General features: G+C 36.8%; 14 protein-coding genes. All 14 read left to right on the top strand.

Annotated elements, in window-relative coordinates; genetic code table 11:
• Positions 1-339 precede the first annotated feature (339 nt).
• The 14 genes from NCY57_RS15470 (at position 340) to gloA2 (ending at position 15,873) form a co-directional block, all read left to right on the top strand.
• Entirely contained in the window at positions 340-1,587 is a 1,248-nt protein-coding gene (locus tag NCY57_RS15470; protein ID WP_250789824.1) for a glycosyltransferase family 4 protein, read from the top strand.
• Entirely contained in the window at positions 1,584-2,909 is a 1,326-nt protein-coding gene (locus NCY57_RS15465; protein ID WP_250789823.1) for an ATP-grasp fold amidoligase family protein, read from the top strand. The genes NCY57_RS15470 and NCY57_RS15465 overlap by 4 nt, the downstream gene beginning before the upstream one ends.
• A 23-nt stretch (positions 2,910-2,932) precedes the next feature.
• A complete protein-coding gene (locus NCY57_RS15460) occupies positions 2,933-3,913 on the top strand; it encodes a glycosyltransferase family 2 protein (RefSeq protein WP_250789822.1) in 981 nt (326 codons plus the stop codon).
• 97 nt (positions 3,914-4,010) lie between these two features.
• Entirely contained in the window at positions 4,011-5,084 is a 1,074-nt protein-coding gene (locus NCY57_RS15455) for an EpsG family protein (protein ID WP_250789821.1), read from the top strand.
• Positions 5,085-5,109: 25 nt separating this feature from the next.
• The gene (locus NCY57_RS15450) at positions 5,110-6,246 is read left to right on the top strand and encodes a polysaccharide pyruvyl transferase family protein (protein WP_250789820.1); all 1,137 of its coding nucleotides are present in this window, start codon (positions 5,110-5,112) and stop codon (positions 6,244-6,246) included.
• Positions 6,233-7,795, top strand: coding sequence for a lipopolysaccharide biosynthesis protein (locus NCY57_RS15445; protein WP_250789819.1), 1,563 nt, complete (start codon positions 6,233-6,235; stop codon positions 7,793-7,795). Before NCY57_RS15450 ends, NCY57_RS15445 begins: the two co-directional genes overlap by 14 nt.
• A 4-nt stretch (positions 7,796-7,799) precedes the next feature.
• The gene (locus NCY57_RS15440; RefSeq protein WP_250789818.1) at positions 7,800-7,988 is read left to right on the top strand and encodes a hypothetical protein; all 189 of its coding nucleotides are present in this window, start codon (positions 7,800-7,802) and stop codon (positions 7,986-7,988) included.
• A gap of 351 nt (positions 7,989-8,339) precedes the next feature.
• Complete coding sequence (locus NCY57_RS15435; protein WP_250789817.1) at positions 8,340-9,407, top strand: Coenzyme F420 hydrogenase/dehydrogenase, beta subunit C-terminal domain; 1,068 nt, start codon at positions 8,340-8,342, stop codon at positions 9,405-9,407.
• Positions 9,404-9,592, top strand: a complete 189-nt coding sequence (locus NCY57_RS15430) for a 4Fe-4S dicluster domain-containing protein (protein ID WP_250789816.1) — start codon at positions 9,404-9,406, stop codon at positions 9,590-9,592. The genes NCY57_RS15435 and NCY57_RS15430 overlap by 4 nt, the downstream gene beginning before the upstream one ends.
• 28 nt (positions 9,593-9,620) lie before the next feature.
• A complete protein-coding gene (locus NCY57_RS15425) occupies positions 9,621-10,511 on the top strand; it encodes an ATP-grasp fold amidoligase family protein (RefSeq protein WP_250789825.1) in 891 nt (296 codons plus the stop codon).
• Between the two features lie 14 nt (positions 10,512-10,525).
• Positions 10,526-11,719: a Na+/H+ antiporter NhaC family protein gene (locus NCY57_RS15420; RefSeq protein ID WP_250789815.1), complete on the top strand. Its 1,194-nt coding sequence runs from the start codon at positions 10,526-10,528 to the stop codon at positions 11,717-11,719.
• Between the two features lie 234 nt (positions 11,720-11,953).
• Positions 11,954-13,339, top strand: a complete 1,386-nt coding sequence (gene glmM, locus NCY57_RS15410; protein ID WP_250789813.1) for a phosphoglucosamine mutase — start codon at positions 11,954-11,956, stop codon at positions 13,337-13,339.
• Between the two features lie 94 nt (positions 13,340-13,433).
• Positions 13,434-15,302: a glutamine--fructose-6-phosphate transaminase (isomerizing) gene (gene glmS, locus NCY57_RS15405; RefSeq protein WP_250789812.1), complete on the top strand. Its 1,869-nt coding sequence runs from the start codon at positions 13,434-13,436 to the stop codon at positions 15,300-15,302.
• Positions 15,303-15,489: 187 nt separating this feature from the next.
• Positions 15,490-15,873: an SMU1112c/YaeR family gloxylase I-like metalloprotein gene (gene gloA2, locus NCY57_RS15400; RefSeq protein WP_244790731.1), complete on the top strand. Its 384-nt coding sequence runs from the start codon at positions 15,490-15,492 to the stop codon at positions 15,871-15,873.
• Positions 15,874-16,183 lie beyond the last annotated feature (310 nt).

Here is a 16,183-nt window from a genome sequence, read left to right as displayed (position 1 = left end):
TTTGTTCCAGATAAAATAAATGAATTTGATATAACAGTGGTAAAAACAATACTGCAGTATTCTGTTTGGCTATGTTTGGTTTTGGGTGAAAAAATATAGTATTTAGTAATAAGTTTACGGATTTCATTAGTGGGATGAGTGGGGAAATTTATCTTGCACATATGATTGCGTTTAGAATTGTGGAAAATAATATATCTCAGAAATTGTCGGGTAGCTTGGATTGAGTTATATAACAACTTATATGGCAACGCTTTTTTCTTTAGCGATAGGAGTTAGTTTATATAAGATAATTGAGAAACAAATTGCAGTAAAATTCATGTAGTATTTAGGAGAGTAAGGATGAGGATTATTATAGCAAACTATCGCTATTTTATAGCTGGTGGACCAGAGAAATATATGTTTAAATTTATGGATGCGGCAGAAAAAATGGGAATTGAAGTAATCCCATTTTCTGTTAATAATTCCCAAAATGAAAAAACTCCATACAGCAAATATTTTGCAAAGCCGCGGTCAAATCAGTTGATGTATGCAGACACAAAAAAGTCCATTAGTAATTTAATTGGAATGGTAAGGGCTACAGTTTGGAATTATGATGCAAAGAAATGTCTTAGACAATTAATCCGTGATACCAAGCCTGATGCGGTTTACATATTACACGAAGTAAATCATCTTTCCCCTTCTATTATTCGAGCTGCAAAAAAGGAAGGAGTTCGCGTTGTACATCGAATTTCCGATTTCTTTATGTTTTGTCCGAAATATGATTTTTTATGTGAAAATGAAATATGTGAAGCCTGTTTACATGGAGATTATAGAAAGGCAATTGAGCATAGGTGCGTAAAAGGTTCAAAAGCAGGCACACTCTTGAGAGTGTTAGCAATGAAAATATATGCAGTTAATAGAGTATTCGATGATGTTGATCAGTATATTTGTACATGTGAATTTAGTAAAAACAAATTGATTGAAGGTGGAATTCAAAAAGAAAAAATCACTTGTATACCGACATTTATTGATGCAACGTCAATTATACCGTGCTATGAAAATAACAAATACTTCTTGTTTCTGGGTCGTATGGCACATCAAAAGGGAACAATCTATGCAATTGAAGCTATGAAATATTTGAGAGACACAGATTATGTTTTGAAAATAACAGGTCAAATATCTGATTCTCAGGAAGATCAAGAAATTTGGAATTATATCAAAGATAATAAACTAGAAGATAAAATCGTTTTTACTGGATTTAAACATGGTAATGAACTACAGGAGTTGTTATCGCATTCAACCTGTATTGTATGTCCTGCAATATGGTATGAGAATATGCCTAACACAGTCATTGAGGCGTATGCTTATGGAAAGCCAGTGGTAGCGTCTAGGATTGGCAGTCTAGCTGAGATAGTCGAAAATGACGAAACAGGTCTGCTGTTTGAGATGAAAAACAGCAAGGATTTGTCCGAAAAATTGAGAAGATTTATAGATGATCCCACATTAAGTAAAAAATTGGGAATGAATGCAAGACATAAAGTGGAGAATGAATATGCTGTTGAGAAACACATGAACAGTGTTTTGCGTATACTAGAAGGGAAGCAATGAAAAAAATGAATTTTAAAGAGGCACTTGAGAATCCAAAAAAAATTATTTTTTCATTAGGAATGAAAAATAAACTTGGCTTTTTATGTGATGAAAAATATCTGAAATTAATGTATTGGGCAAATACGGGAAAAAAACTTAACCTGGAAAATCCCGTAACGTTTAATGAAAAACTTCAATGGCTAAAATTGCATAATCAAAATCCAGAATATAGCAGAATGGTAGATAAATATGAAGCCAAAAAATGGATTGCTGAAAGAATTGGAGACGAATATATTATACCTACACTTGGTATCTGGGATACTTTTGATGAGATTGACTTTGACAAATTGCCAAATCAGTTTGTTTTAAAGTGCACGCATGATTCTGGTGGTCTCGTTATTTGTAAAGATAAAAGAACATTAGACAAAGCAAAAGCAAAGAAGAAAATAGAAAAATCACTAAAGAGAGATTATTTCTTGGTAGGAAGAGAATATCCTTATAAAGAAGTAAAGCCAAGAATTATTGCTGAAAAATATATGGAGGATACAGCAACACAGGAGTTAAGAGACTATAAAATTTTTACGTTTGATGGCATTGCAAAAGCTTTGTCCATCGTTTCGAACAGGCAAGCTGGAAAGACGACTGCAGACTATTTTGATATTAACTTTAAACCACTTGATTTTACATGGGGATATTCACATTCAAAAGTTTTGCCTTTCAAATCGAAGAGTTTTGATTATATGGTGAGAGCAGCAGAATGCTTGGTTAGAGACACCGTGGAGTTACAGGTGGACTTTTATGAAGTAAATGGCAAAGCATATTTTGGAGAAATGACTTTCTTTGATGGGAAGGGTTTTGATACTTTTGATTCTGAAGAATGGAATCAAAAGTTCGGAGATTTAATAAAACTTCCAGACATTTATGGGGGGGGATACGCAGTAATCTCTGATGGATGGGTTCTCTGGCTTCATATGACAACTAGGAGTGAGTGTTTAACAGATTATAAGTTTTTTTGTTTTAATGGAATTCCTAAAATTGTTTATGTTGGAAAAGATAAAGCCGATGATCCGAGAACGGATTTTTTTGACATGGATTTTAATCATCTTCCAATTAGAATGAGGGATCCTAATGCAGATATAAGGCCTCAAAAGCCAGTAGCATTTGAACAAATGAAAACTATTGCAGCTAAGTTGTCAAAAGGCTGCCCACATTTACGAGTTGATTTTTATTTAATTAATGGACATATATATGTTGGAGAATTGACATTTTACCATTGTAGTGGTTTCACAGAAGTTAAACCTACTGAGTGGAATCAGATTATGGGAGAGTGGATTCATATTTAAAGGAGACGAAGGAAAAAATTATAATGAAGGATATTAGCTTTATTATTCCGGTTTATAATACACAAATAGAAAAGCTAGAAAATTGCATAAGATCCATTTTCAAATTAAGGGATAAATTTGATATAGAAATTGTTGTGGTTGATGATGGGTCAAAAGATTTTATCCGAGCTTTTTTTCAAACGAAATATGTTGGAGAGGTAAGATATTTATATAAGGAAAATGGAGGCGTAAGTTCTGCCAGAAATATTGGAATGGCTAATGCTGATGGGAAGTTTATCTCTTTTGTAGATGCTGACGATGTGATTTTAGAAGATGCATTTGATTCAATAGATATTTCGGATAGATATCAGTTGATTATATTTGACATTGACGTAATTGAAAACTGTAAGGAAAGCACATGGAAAGTGTTAAGCTGTAATCCAGGAATGGTCGAAAAGAAAAATGTTATTGAAGAATTAGTTACAAGCAATAGAATGAATAGTCCATGTTCGAAACTGTTCCTAAATAGTTGCATAAAACAACATGAAATAAGATTCGATGAAAATATGGTGACTGGTGAGGATATGAATTTTGTTATTGACTATACTCAGTATGTGACTAATATCTACTATACGGGGGAGAGCGCATATTGCTATCATAGAGAAGAAGTGTCAAGAGTAACGAGAATAAAGAAATTTCCAGAGATATATTTCAATAATCTATCTTTTTTGCGAGATAAACTTGAAAGGTTGATTAAGATGTATGATATGGACATCAAATATATTAATGCGCTAAATATTGATCATGTTGAAAGTTTATATAATTATACTTCAGATTTAATGATGCTTAAGCTGTGCACACCCAAAAGAAAAGAACTTGTAAGTAAAGAAATACAGAGGTTAAAGATTAATTGTTCTGATGCTTCCAGAAAAAAAAAGATAAAGTATGAGTTACTACTCCATGAGAATTGGATTACTATCTATATTCTTGCGATTCTTAGAAAAATATATTTGCGATTGAAGTGATTATATTAGAGGGAGGTGAATTATAATGATATATATTGTGTGCTTTTTGATTTCATGCTCTTTTTTCTGGCTCTCAGAGAAAAGTAAGAGCAGGTTTGTGAGAAATGGATTAGCTATAATTGCTATTTTAATACCTTGTATTCTAGCTGGTTTGCGTGCAGATACAATAGGCACGGATGTAAAAGTATATGTAGAGCCTATGTATAATGCAGCAAAAAAATCGCACAGTTTGTCTACTTATATGAACCAGCGATGGTTTGTAATATGGCGTTATATGTATGTAAATAAATTTGAAATTGGATTTAGCCTTATGGTTTTTCTTGTTCAAAAACTTGGAGGATCTTTTGCGCTAGTCCTATTTTTTATTCAGTTATTAATAGTTGCTCCAATATATATAGGTCTGAGAAAGATACATAAGCCATATCCCATTTGCTTTGGTATGCTCGTGTTCTATTACCTGTTTTATAATACATCGTTGAATATGATGAGGCAATGGATTGCTATGGCAATTTTATTTATGGCATTTTCGTATTTAATATTAGAAGAAAAAAAGAAATACTGTATCCTGACATTAGTTGCATGTTTATTTCATACTAGCGCAATCCTGGGATTTGCGATTTTGATTGTTTATGTATATTGCACTAAAAAGAGAGAATATATTAAAATTGCAAATTTCAAATTAGATGAGTCAATGGCGCCTATAAAAATTTTCGTTTATGGATGTATTGTGTTACTATCATTAAATATCATCGCAGTAATATTGAGTCATATTGGATTGTCAAAATATATTGGATATATTCAAGGCAATAATGGCCTGTATCTATTACCTAATCAGATTCTACTTAGATTGCCTGTTATTCTTTTATTTATTATAAGATGGAGAAAGATTTTAAAGGAAGATAAGTTGGCTCCTTTTTATGGTGCAATGATTGCATTGGATTTGCTTACTTCACAGTTGATGAGTATTAATACTTATGCATTTAGAATAGGATCTTTTTTTTCAGAGTACAATATTCTTTCATATCCAGCTCTGGTATATGCTGGAAACAGAAAGTGTAAGGCGAATAGATATATGGCATTACTCTATGTAATAGCATATTTGGCGTATTATTGGATATATTATTATGTCATTACAGGAACTCATGCAACCTTCCCGTATGTGTTTGCCTAAAAGTGATGTGGAAAGGAAGTAACATATGGTTGGATTATTGACATTAGACTCGAGGATGTATAATTATGGTGGCTTTTTGCAGGAGATGGCATTACAGGATGCTATTAAGAGTCTTGGTTATGAATGTGAGATTATTGATTATGATGTTAGTCAAGAGTTTAATACTTTTAGTTTAAAAAGAGGAATCAAGAATTTTTCTTTTGAAAAAATAAAGAAAAAGTTGATTAAAGAAAAAACGATCCCACTTTCCGATTATGTTTCTGATTTAGTTGAAAAACGCAAAAACGTGTTTGATGAATATAGGGCAGATAATCTGGTACTATCAAGAAAAATGAGTAGTAGCGATTTAAGTAGTGTTGATCTGCCATATGAACAGATAGTCTGTGGAAGTGATCAAATTTGGAATCCGGATTATAATATTCCTGCCTTCTTTTTGAATTTTGGAAGAAAGGGTTGCAGAAGGGTTATTTATGCAGCAAGCATTGGAAAAGACCATTTATCGCGGCATCAAAAGAAAATCTATTCGAAACTCTTAGAGTTTCCGGATTATATTTCAGTACGAGAAGATTCGGCCCAGAAACTTATTTCAAACATAACAGAGACAGATGTGAAATTAGTTCTGGATCCAACATTGCTACATCGACAAGAATATTGGATGGAAAAAGCTGATGATTCATCTTTGAATTATAGAAACTACATTTTTTGTTATTTTTTAAATCTTACTGATGAAAAAGTGAGAGCTGCTAACGACTTTGCAGAAAAAAATAATTGTGAAATTATCGCAATACCTTATCTCCATAATGAGATGGAAGAGTATTCAGAAAAACTGAATGGAAAGCTTTTTTCGGAAGTGAATCCTGCAGATTTTCTTAATTTGATTCGTAATGCTGAAGCTATTATAACAGACTCTTTTCACGCAATAGTATTCTCGATTATTTTCCAAAAAGATTTTTGGTGCTTTGGGCGCAATGCAGGAACTTATAGCATGAATACGCGTCTTCATACTTTGCTCAGCTATGTTGAAATGCAAGATAGAATGATTGCACCAGAAGATTTGAAAAATAGGACTCATAATACATATGTAAATATTGATTTGAGCAATTTGAAAATAAAACAAAAGGAATCGATAACATTTTTGAGCAATGCTCTTGAAATATTATGAATCTGATAATTTATGTGCCGGAGGTGGTAAACGGGTGTATATAAATCAAAGAAAAGCAGGGGTTATTCTTTCCTATGCAGGGCAGTTTGCGAAAATTTTTATTAGTATAATTTATACTCCAGTTATGCTTCGACTACTGGGACAGAGCGAATATGGACTTTATCAGCTGGTCTATTCTGTTGTCTCTTATTTAAGCTTATTGAGTTTAGGATTCAGCAGTTCCTATATGAGATTCTATTCTCGCTATAAAGCACAAAAAGATGAAGACGGCGTGGCACGACTAAATGGAATGTTTTTACTGATATTTGCGTCACTTTCTGTTGTATGTATCTTATGTGGCTGTGTGATGTTGGGGAATATCAGGGCTATTTTTGGTAGCGGTTTGACAGATTCTGAATATGCTACTGCAAAAGTCTTAATGGTCCTTCTTGTTGTTAATCTTGCATTAACATTTCCAAATAGCGTATTTGCATGCGCAATTACAGCGCATGAGAGATTCTTATTTCAGAAATTTTTAATTTTGCTTCAAAATATATGTAATCCATTACTGGCTTTGCCATTGCTTATTATGGGATACGGATCCATAGGAATGGTTTCGGTAACAACATTTTTAACACTATTCGTATTGGTTATGAACATATATTATTCTTTCCATAATCTTCATATTAGATTCTGCTTTAGAGAATTTCAAGTTGGTTTACTCAAAGAAATGTGGGTGTTCACATTTTTTATCTTTATAAATCAAATTATTGACCAAATAAATTGGAGTGTAGATAAATTTCTATTAGGTAGATTCGCTGGTACAACAGCAGTAGCAGTTTACGGAGTTGGTGGACAGATTAATTCAATGTACATAGAGTTCTCATCATCTGTTTCAAATGTTTTTGTTCCAAAGGTAAATCGTATTGTTGCAGAATCTGGTGATGATAGAGAACTGACAAAACTCTTTACAAAGGTTGGACGTATTCAAGCTATAATATTAGGCTTAATTTTATCTGGGTTTGTGTTTTTAGGCATTCCTTTTGTAAAAATTTGGGCCGGTTCTGAATATGTGGATTCTTATACTGTTGCGCTGCTATTAATTGCTCCGGTAACAGTTCCATTGATACAGAATCTTGGGATTGAGATACAGAGAGCAAAAAATATGCATAAAGCGAGAGCAATTGTGTATCTTTTTATTGCACTTGCAAATGTTGCGCTTAGTATCCCATTAATTAAAGTTATGGGACCAGCCGGTGCTGCACTTGGTACAGCAATTTCTCTTATAGCAGGAAATATTTTTTTTATGAACTGGTATTATCATGCCCGCATTGGAATGAATATGTTCTACTTTTGGAAAGAAATTGCCAAATTTATGCCGGCATTGATTGCACCTTGCATGCTTGGCATTATCATTATGAATTTTGCTAATATTACTGGTCTTATTAAATTGGGAGTGTTTGCAATTATCTATACAATCGTGTATGGACTCTCGATGTATTTCTTAGGGATGAATGAAGAAGAGAAGCAACTTGTTATGGAACCGGTGAGAAAAATTATAAAGAAATAAAGAGATGAAAGAAACAAGAGAATATTGGCAAAGCGTCCGTGGGATCTGCATATTAGCAGTTGTGTTGATTCATTCGTTAGGTGGATTTTATTATCTGGGAATCCAAGTAAGTTGTGGATGGAAATTAAAATGCAATGGATATGCGGTTGCAGGTATACTCGTATTAAGCTGTGCTGAAGCGGTTGGATTATGAGCAGCAGGACTTTATATTGGATTTTATACTGTTGGTTCATTCTTTTATTCCGTCACCATGATAGGTTGGTTTCTGAAGAAAATCAAAAATGGTCATGGAAATTACAATTTGCTAACAAAGATAGGAGATTGCTCATAAGAGATTTTTTATATTCATATGGCAGTGCTGATGATTGCTAGTAGGTTTATAAAATGTGAAGGCTGGTATGCTTACTGGATGTTGCGATTTGTATTGACTGCATTTATTAGTTACATTATAGTGCATATTGCTCAGATGGTATTGAAGATCCATAAAAAATTGTTGCGATATATTGGATTTGTATAAAAGGTACTGAAAGAGGAGGATATACAAGTGAAACCAGAAAAAGTATATGCTTGTTATAACAAAGATAAAGATGTAAGACTGAGCAGTTCTTCAGGAGCGGTATTTTCTTCTCTGGCAGAATATGTGCTTAATAAGAATGGCATTATTTACGGTGTTGCAATGTCTGAAGATTGCTACTCGGCAGAATTTATCGCAGTTACGGATCAAAATGGATTATCAAAGCTCCGCGGATCAAAATATCTGCAAGCAAAGGTCGGAGATATCTTTAAGAAAGTTAAGGAAGAGTTGCAAGCAGATAGACTTGTGTTATTTACAGGAACGGGTTGTCAGGTAAATGGGTTAAAGAAGTTTTTGGGGAAAGATTATGGTAATTTAATCTGTATGAATGTAATTTGTCATGGTGCACCCTCGCCAAAATTGTGGAAAAAATATGCACAATATCAGGAAAACAATAATGGCGGAAAGCTAAAAGAAATTAACTTCCGTTGCAAAGATGAAAATTGGACTAATTTTGGCATGAAGGAAGTTTTGAGAGACATTCCAGTGGATTCTGTAAAAAAATTATATATATCTAAAGATAAAGACCCATACATGCAGATGTTTCTGAGAGATTATTGTTTACGGCCATCTTGCTATGATTGTTTAGCAAAAAAACAAAAAATGGCCGATTTAACAATTGCAGATTTCTGGGGAATTAATGATGTCGCTCCAGAGATGAATGACGAAATGGGAACATCACTGGTTTTAATACGTACTGATAAGGGACAAAAAGCTTTTGATTCTATCTACGAGACAATGAAACTAAAAGAAGTGACATATGAAGCTAGTGTAAAAGAAAATCCTGCTGAATACAGGTCTTGTACAAGGCCATCACAAAGAGATACTTTCTTTGATGATATGCACACGATGAGTTTTGAGGAACTAGAGAAAAAATATGCTGCTCCGATAAAATATTCCTTAAAAACAAGAGCAAAAAGGAAAGTAAAGAAAATAATTAAAAGCATGCTTCGAGTAATCGGGGGGGGGAAGAGAGTAATACGGAATACGGATTACTATTTGTGTTTCGTGCTTGATTGTAAGGAGGAGTTGGAGTGAAAGATATACCGGTACTATATAAAAGAAAAGAAGAATGTTGTGGATGTACGGCCTGTTATGCCATATGTCCGAAAGAAGCTATAGCTATGGTGGAGGACGAAGAAGGCTTTGAGTATCCGCAGGTAGATGAAAGCAAATGTGTTCGTTGCTACCAGTGTTTGAAAGTATGTCCGTTCAAAAGATAAAACTGGAGGGAAAATGATGTTGGGAAAAGTGATTGAGTATATTAAACAACCAGGGAAAATATATGCTTATCTAGCTTTTAAAGGCTGCTTTAATTATTTGAATGATGAAAAATATTGTGAGAGATTGTTTAAGGCTGAAACAGGAAGAAAACTTAATCTTTCAAATCCGAAAAGTTTCAACGAAAAATTGAATTGGCTTAAATTAAATGATAGAAAACCGATTTATACAACAATGGTAGATAAAATCAAGGGTAAGGAATATATCGAAAAAGTACTGGGGGGTGGTAGCACGATAGTCCCAACACTTAAAGTTTGGAATTCTGTTGAAGAAGTGGATATAAGTGAATTACCAGAACAGTTTGTCTTAAAAACAAATCATGATTCCGGTGGATATGTTATCTGTAGGAACAAATCACAATTCGACTTGGAAAAGGCAAAAAAAGTGTTAAAGAAATCGTTTCAGAGAAATTACTATTTGTTTACCAGGGAATGGCCGTATAATAATGTTAAGAAGAAAGTTTTTGCTGAAAAATTTCTCGATATGGGAGAAGCTCTGATTGATTATAAGGTGATGTGTTTCAATGGAATCCCAGAAGTAATTCAGGTAAATTATGTATCAGAAAAAAGACATACGCAAGATTTTTATGATACAGATTGGAAACAGTTGAATATAAGTCAGAATTTCTATGCTCCGATATCTGATGTAGGTGACGCAAAACCTGAATTCTTAGAGGAAATGTTGAAAAAATCCGAAATTTTGGCAAAAGATACTTACTTCTTGAGAGTGGATTGGTTTATTGCGGAAGGAAAATTGTATAGTGGGGAATTAACTTTATACGATGGTGCAGGCATCATGCCTTATGATGATTATGCTATGGATTTAGATTTGGGTGCAAGAATCAAATTACCGATTGATTAATGGGGAGATGACAAATGGGAAATTTTGGGATAGCTACATTGTTACCTCCGGGAATTGTTTTATTTATAGCAATAAAATACAAACGCCCAATTGAAGCACTGTTTTTCGGAGCAATCTCTGCTTATTTAGTTATTGGAATCTCAACTCAAACTAACGCTATTACACTTGCTACAGATTCTTTCTTCAAGGTGGCCACTGATTATGATAATGTATGGTTAATTATGGTTTGTGGGTTGTTCGGGAGTTTAATTGCTTTGTTGAATGTATCAAAAGGAACTATTGCGATAGCAAGAGCGATTAGTAGGATTTGCAAAACAACAAAGAGTGTACTTTTAGCTGCGTGGGGATTAGGAATAGCAATTTTTATTGATGATTACATGAATATCATGACAATTAGTTCATGCATGAAAAAACTATGTGATAAGTTAAAAATTCCAAGGACAATGTTGGCTTATGTAATTAATTCAACAGGAGCACCAACATGTGTGCTGGTTCCATTCTCAACGTGGGCAGTTTTTTTTGCAGCTTCTTTTTATGAACAGTCGGCGATTAAGAACCTAGGATATGGAACAGCTATGGAAACATATATGCATGCGATTCCATTTATGTTTTATGCATTGTTTGCACTATTACTTGTTCCGTTGGTAATATGTGGCTTTATACCTATAATGGGAAAGATGAAAAGTGAATATATCGCTAGTGATTATGTGATGAAACAGAAAGAAAGGGAAGTGGATCTTACATCTGGAAAAGTGATTGATTTTATTTTGCCAATTGGTGCTATGATTGGAGTTACTATAGCAATAGGAAATTTGTTTATTGCTCTTATTGTAGCCTTATTGGTTTGTGTATTTTTATATCTTCCGCGAAAGGTTATTTCTATTGACAAATTTTGCGATTTATGGATTAAAGGGTTCGGTGACCTTGTTCCTACTTTGGCAATTATGTTGTTTGCGTTTTATATGAAGCAGGCATGCGCAGATATAAATCTTCCGGTATTTATATTATCTTATGCTTCTAAATATGTTTCGACAAAGTCTTTTCCAGCACTAGCATTTTTATTAGTATCTGCCCTTGCATTTATTACAGGTGATAACTGGGGAGTACCTGCAATATGTGTACCGATTATTATTCCGTTAGGCGCTGCATGTCATGCTAATATGCTGTTGGTGATGGGGGCTGTTGTTTCAGGCGGCGTTTTTTTGTAGTCATGCCTGTTTTTATTCGGATGCAACGGTTTTAACAGCCACTTGTTGCGAAATTGATAATATGAGCCACTCGGTTACGCAACTTCCATATGCATTGTTGAGTTTTGCATTAAGCTTTGTAATGTATATTTTGGTAGGGTTTATATTATGATTGGATTTAGATAATTACGCATCTATCTGTGGTGAGTAGTAGAAAACACAAAAAACTGTAGCTAAATTTAAAGGAAAATAAAAATGAGCAAATACTTTGGAACAGACGGTTTCCGTGGTGAAGCCGGAATTACATTAACATCAGACCATGCGTATAAGGTTGGTCGTTTCTTAGGCTGGTATTATAATGCTCTGCGTGAGCGCAACGGTGATACCAACCCTGCTCGTATCGTGATCGGTAAGGATACTCGTCGCAGCTCCTATATGTTCGAGTACAGCCTGGTTGCTGGTCTGACGGCTTCTGGTGCAGACGCTTATCTTCTGCATGTTACCACCACTCCATCCGTGGCTTACATTGCCCGTGTGGATGATTTTGACTGTGGCATTATGATTTCTGCAAGCCACAATCCATACTATGATAACGGTATCAAGCTGATCAACTGCTACGGTGAGAAGATGCCGGAAGAGACTTTACTGTTGATAGAGGATTACCTTGATGGTAAGCTTCATGTGTTCGATAAGGATTGGCCGGAGCTGCCGTTTGCAAGCCGTGATCATGTTGGCTGTACGGTGGATTATGTGGCAGGACGAAATCGTTACATGGGTTATCTGATCTCCTTAGGTATCTATTCTTTCAGAGGTGTTAAGGTTGGTCTGGACTGTGCGAATGGCAGCTCATGGAATATTGCAAAGTCTGTTTTTGATGCTCTTGGTGCAGATACCTATGTTATCAATAACCAGCCAAACGGTACCAATATCAACAACAATGCTGGATCTACCCATATCGAGGGTCTGCAGAAGCTTGTCGTGGAAAAAGGTCTGGATGTTGGATTTGCCTACGATGGTGATGCAGACCGTTGCCTGTGCGTGGATGAGAAGGGTAATGTCATTACCGGTGATCATATCCTGTATATTTACGGCTGCTATATGAAAGAACGTGGTAAGCTGCTGAATAATACAGTTGTTACAACGGTCATGTCAAACTTTGGTTTGTATAAGGCGTTTGATGAGCAGGGTATTGGCTATGCTAAGACTGCAGTCGGTGATAAGTATGTTTACGAGTATATGGTGAAGAATGACTGCCGTATCGGTGGTGAGCAGAGCGGGCATATTATTTTCTCCAAGTATGCCAGCACCGGCGATGGTATCCTGACCAGTCTGAAGATGATGGAAGTCATGCTGGCGAAGAAGAAGCCGATGAGTGAACTGACAGCACCGCTGAAGATCTATCCGCAGGTGTTGGAAAATATCCGTGTGACCGATAAGAAGGCAGCACAGAATGATTCTGCTGTACAGGAAGCGGTGTCCAGGGTTGCAGAAGCACTGGGTGATACTGGCCGTATTCTTGTCCGTGAGTCCGGAACGGAGCCGGTCGTGCGTGTTATGGTTGAAGCGCCTGACCATGATACCTGCCAGAAGTATGTTGATGAAGTGGTCAACGTAATTTGCGAAAAGGGATATAAAGCATAAGGTCAATGACGACTCTGGGGAATCATCCAGAGCCGTTTTGCATAATAGGGAAGTATAATAGACGAGAGATTTAAATAACGGGAGGGATAAACCTATGTGTGGAATCGTTGGTTTTACAGGAAAACGGCCGGCAGCACCGATCCTGCTGGACGGTCTGTCGAAACTGGAATATAGAGGATATGACTCAGCTGGACTGGCTGTCCGTGATGGAGAGGCTTTGGCAGAGGTCGTGAAGGCAAAGGGCCGCCTGACGAATCTGGTCGAGAAAACAGATGCAGGTAAAGCGTTAAAAGGAGCCTGTGGTATTGGACATACCCGCTGGGCTACCCATGGTGAGCCCAGCCAGATCAATGCACATCCTCATGTTTCTGGCAACTGCAGTAAATCTGGTTCCGGTGCAGTGGAGTCTGAGGTCGTTGGTGTACATAACGGTATCATTGAGAATTACACAGAATTGAAAGAGAAGCTGCTGAAGCACGGCTACACTTTTTATAGTCAGACCGATACAGAGGTGGTTGTTAAGCTGGTTGATTACTATTATAAAAAGTACAACCTTGGTCCCATTGATGCCATTGCGAAGACAATGGTCCGTGTCCGCGGTTCTTATGCTCTTGAGCTGATGTTCCGTGATTATCCGGGCGAGATCTGGGTGGCGCGTAAGGATAGTCCGATGATCATTGGTATTGCAGATGGCGAGACTTATGTGGCTTCCGATGTTCCGGCAATCCTGAAATATACTAGAAATGTATATTATATCGGGAATCTTGAGTTTGCAAAGCTGACACCGGGCGAGGCTCATTTTTATGATCTGAACGGTGACGAGATCGAGAAGCAGACTACAGAAATCAAGTGGGATGCGGAGGCTGCTGAAAAGGGCGGCTTTGAGCATTTCATGATGAAAGAGATCCACGAGCAGCCGAAGGCTGTCCAGGATACCCTTAATTCCGTGATCAGGAATGGTGCGATCGACCTGTCCAGTGTGGAGATCAATGAGGATGAGATTAAGAGCTTTGAGCAGATATATATTGTTGCCTGCGGTTCTGCATGGCATGTTGGTATGGCTGCTCAATATGTACTGGAGGATATGGCAGATATCCCGGTACGTGTGGAGCTTGCGTCAGAGTTCCGCTATCGTAAAATGCCGGTTAATCAGAAAGCCCTGGTGATCGTTGTCAGCCAGTCTGGTGAAACAGCAGATACACTGGCAGCACTGCGTCTTGCAAAGGAAAAGGGTATCGCTACGATGGCGATCGTCAATGTGGTTGGCAGCAGTATTGCCCGTGAAGCAGATAAGGTGTTCTACACGCTTGCTGGTCCGGAGATCTCTGTTGCTACGACCAAGGCATACAGCGCACAGCTTGTGGCTATGTACTGTCTGGCTGTTCAGTTTGCAAAAGTCAGAGGAAAGGTCACAGACGAGCAGTATGGTTACTATATCTCTGAGTTGCAGACTATTCCGGAAAAGATGCAGAAGGTCCTGGAAGATAAAGAACGTATCCAGTGGTTTGCTGCTAAGTATGCCAATGCCCATGATGTATTCTTTGTGGGCCGTGGTATTGACTATGCAGTTTGCCTGGAGGGCAGTTTGAAGTTGAAGGAAATCAGCTATATCCATTCTGAAGCATACGCAGCAGGTGAGCTGAAACATGGCACGATCAGTCTGATCGAGCAGGGAACGTTGGTCATTGGTGTATTGACTCAGAGCGGACTGTATGAGAAGACTGTAAGCAATATGTTAGAATGCAAGAGCCGCGGATCCTACCTTATGGGGCTGACTACATATGGTAAATACGAGATCGAGGATCAGGTGAACTTCACTGTGTATGTGCCGAAGGTTGATGAGCATTTTGTGGGCAGTCTGGCAGTTATTCCTCTGCAGCTTCTGGGCTATTATGTTTCTGTTGCTAAGGGTCTGGATGTCGACAAGCCGAGAAATCTTGCAAAGAGTGTTACAGTGGAGTAAAAAAACGTGTACAAGGCTGATTTATTTGCAGATTTGTGATATACTAAAATGCGAGTGAAAGGCTGAAATAAAAATAATGCCGTGTGTGAAACACATGCTCTTCAGAGCTAAATCACACACGGTATATTTTAAAACCCGCTATATAGTTTATGACGAAAATAAGACAAACTAAAAAGGAGTACAAAAAATGAACTTATCTAAAATACACCACATTGCCATCATAGTATCTAACTACGAATCCGCCAAAGATTTCTACGTAAACAAGCTTGGCTTTTCCATTATCAGAGAAAACTACCGTTCGGAGCGCAGGGACTGGAAGCTGGATCTGCGTGTGGATGAGCATACGGAGCTGGAGATTTTTGCAGAACCAAATCCACCGAAGCGGGTGAGCCGTCCAGAGGCTTGTGGTCTGCGTCATCTTGCTTTTTGTGTGGAGAGTGTGGAGCAGACGGTGAAAGAGCTGGCGGAGGTCGGGATCGAATGTGAGCCGATCCGTGTGGATGATTTTACCGGTAAGAAGATGACGTTTTTTCATGACCCGGACGGACTGCCGCTGGAGCTGCATGAGTAAGAGGAATGGAGCAAATGATATTTCGTAAGGCAGTAAAAGATGATTTTGACAACATAAAATCCCTGTACTGGGATTGGAAAAAGGTATCTGTTGTGGTACTTTATACATTGTGTTAATATACAAATATGTGGAAATAATGAAAAGGCAAAGAGTTGTAAAGGAGAGTACGAGATGCTGCTAAATAGTGGTGTAATAGGTTCAGCACTTGCAAAGTGGAGTATTTGGGAAGAAGAAAAGTATTTACATACAGATTTGCTTAATTTTTTGAATCAAGGAGGAGTATTTGTTAAAATAATGCAAGATTCTATGG

Origin of the sequence: Blautia sp. MB18-30 (assembly GCF_023669475.1) — a bacterium.
In the GTDB taxonomy this organism is placed as follows: Bacteria; Bacillota; Clostridia; order Lachnospirales; family Lachnospiraceae; genus Blautia_A; species Blautia_A fusiformis.
The sequence above is the reverse complement of the archived record's forward strand: the minus strand, read 5'-3'. Positions and strand labels throughout refer to the sequence as shown.

What these genes read in the sequence shown, in the direction of transcription:
- NCY57_RS15470 (WP_250789824.1), top strand. Translation starts at nt 340, where the DNA reads ATGAGGATTATTATAGCAAACTATCGCTATTTTATAGCTGGTGGACCA.
- NCY57_RS15465 (WP_250789823.1), top strand. Translation starts at nt 1,584, where the DNA reads ATGAAAAAAATGAATTTTAAAGAGGCACTTGAGAATCCAAAAAAAATT.
- gloA2 (WP_244790731.1), top strand. Translation starts at nt 15,490, where the DNA reads ATGAACTTATCTAAAATACACCACATTGCCATCATAGTATCTAACTAC.
- NCY57_RS15460 (WP_250789822.1), top strand. Translation starts at nt 2,933, where the DNA reads ATGAAGGATATTAGCTTTATTATTCCGGTTTATAATACACAAATAGAA.
- glmS (WP_250789812.1), top strand. Translation starts at nt 13,434, where the DNA reads ATGTGTGGAATCGTTGGTTTTACAGGAAAACGGCCGGCAGCACCGATC.
- NCY57_RS15450 (WP_250789820.1), top strand. Translation starts at nt 5,110, where the DNA reads ATGGTTGGATTATTGACATTAGACTCGAGGATGTATAATTATGGTGGC.
- NCY57_RS15420 (WP_250789815.1), top strand. Translation starts at nt 10,526, where the DNA reads ATGGGAAATTTTGGGATAGCTACATTGTTACCTCCGGGAATTGTTTTA.
- glmM (WP_250789813.1), top strand. Translation starts at nt 11,954, where the DNA reads ATGAGCAAATACTTTGGAACAGACGGTTTCCGTGGTGAAGCCGGAATT.
- NCY57_RS15440 (WP_250789818.1), top strand. Translation starts at nt 7,800, where the DNA reads ATGAAAGAAACAAGAGAATATTGGCAAAGCGTCCGTGGGATCTGCATA.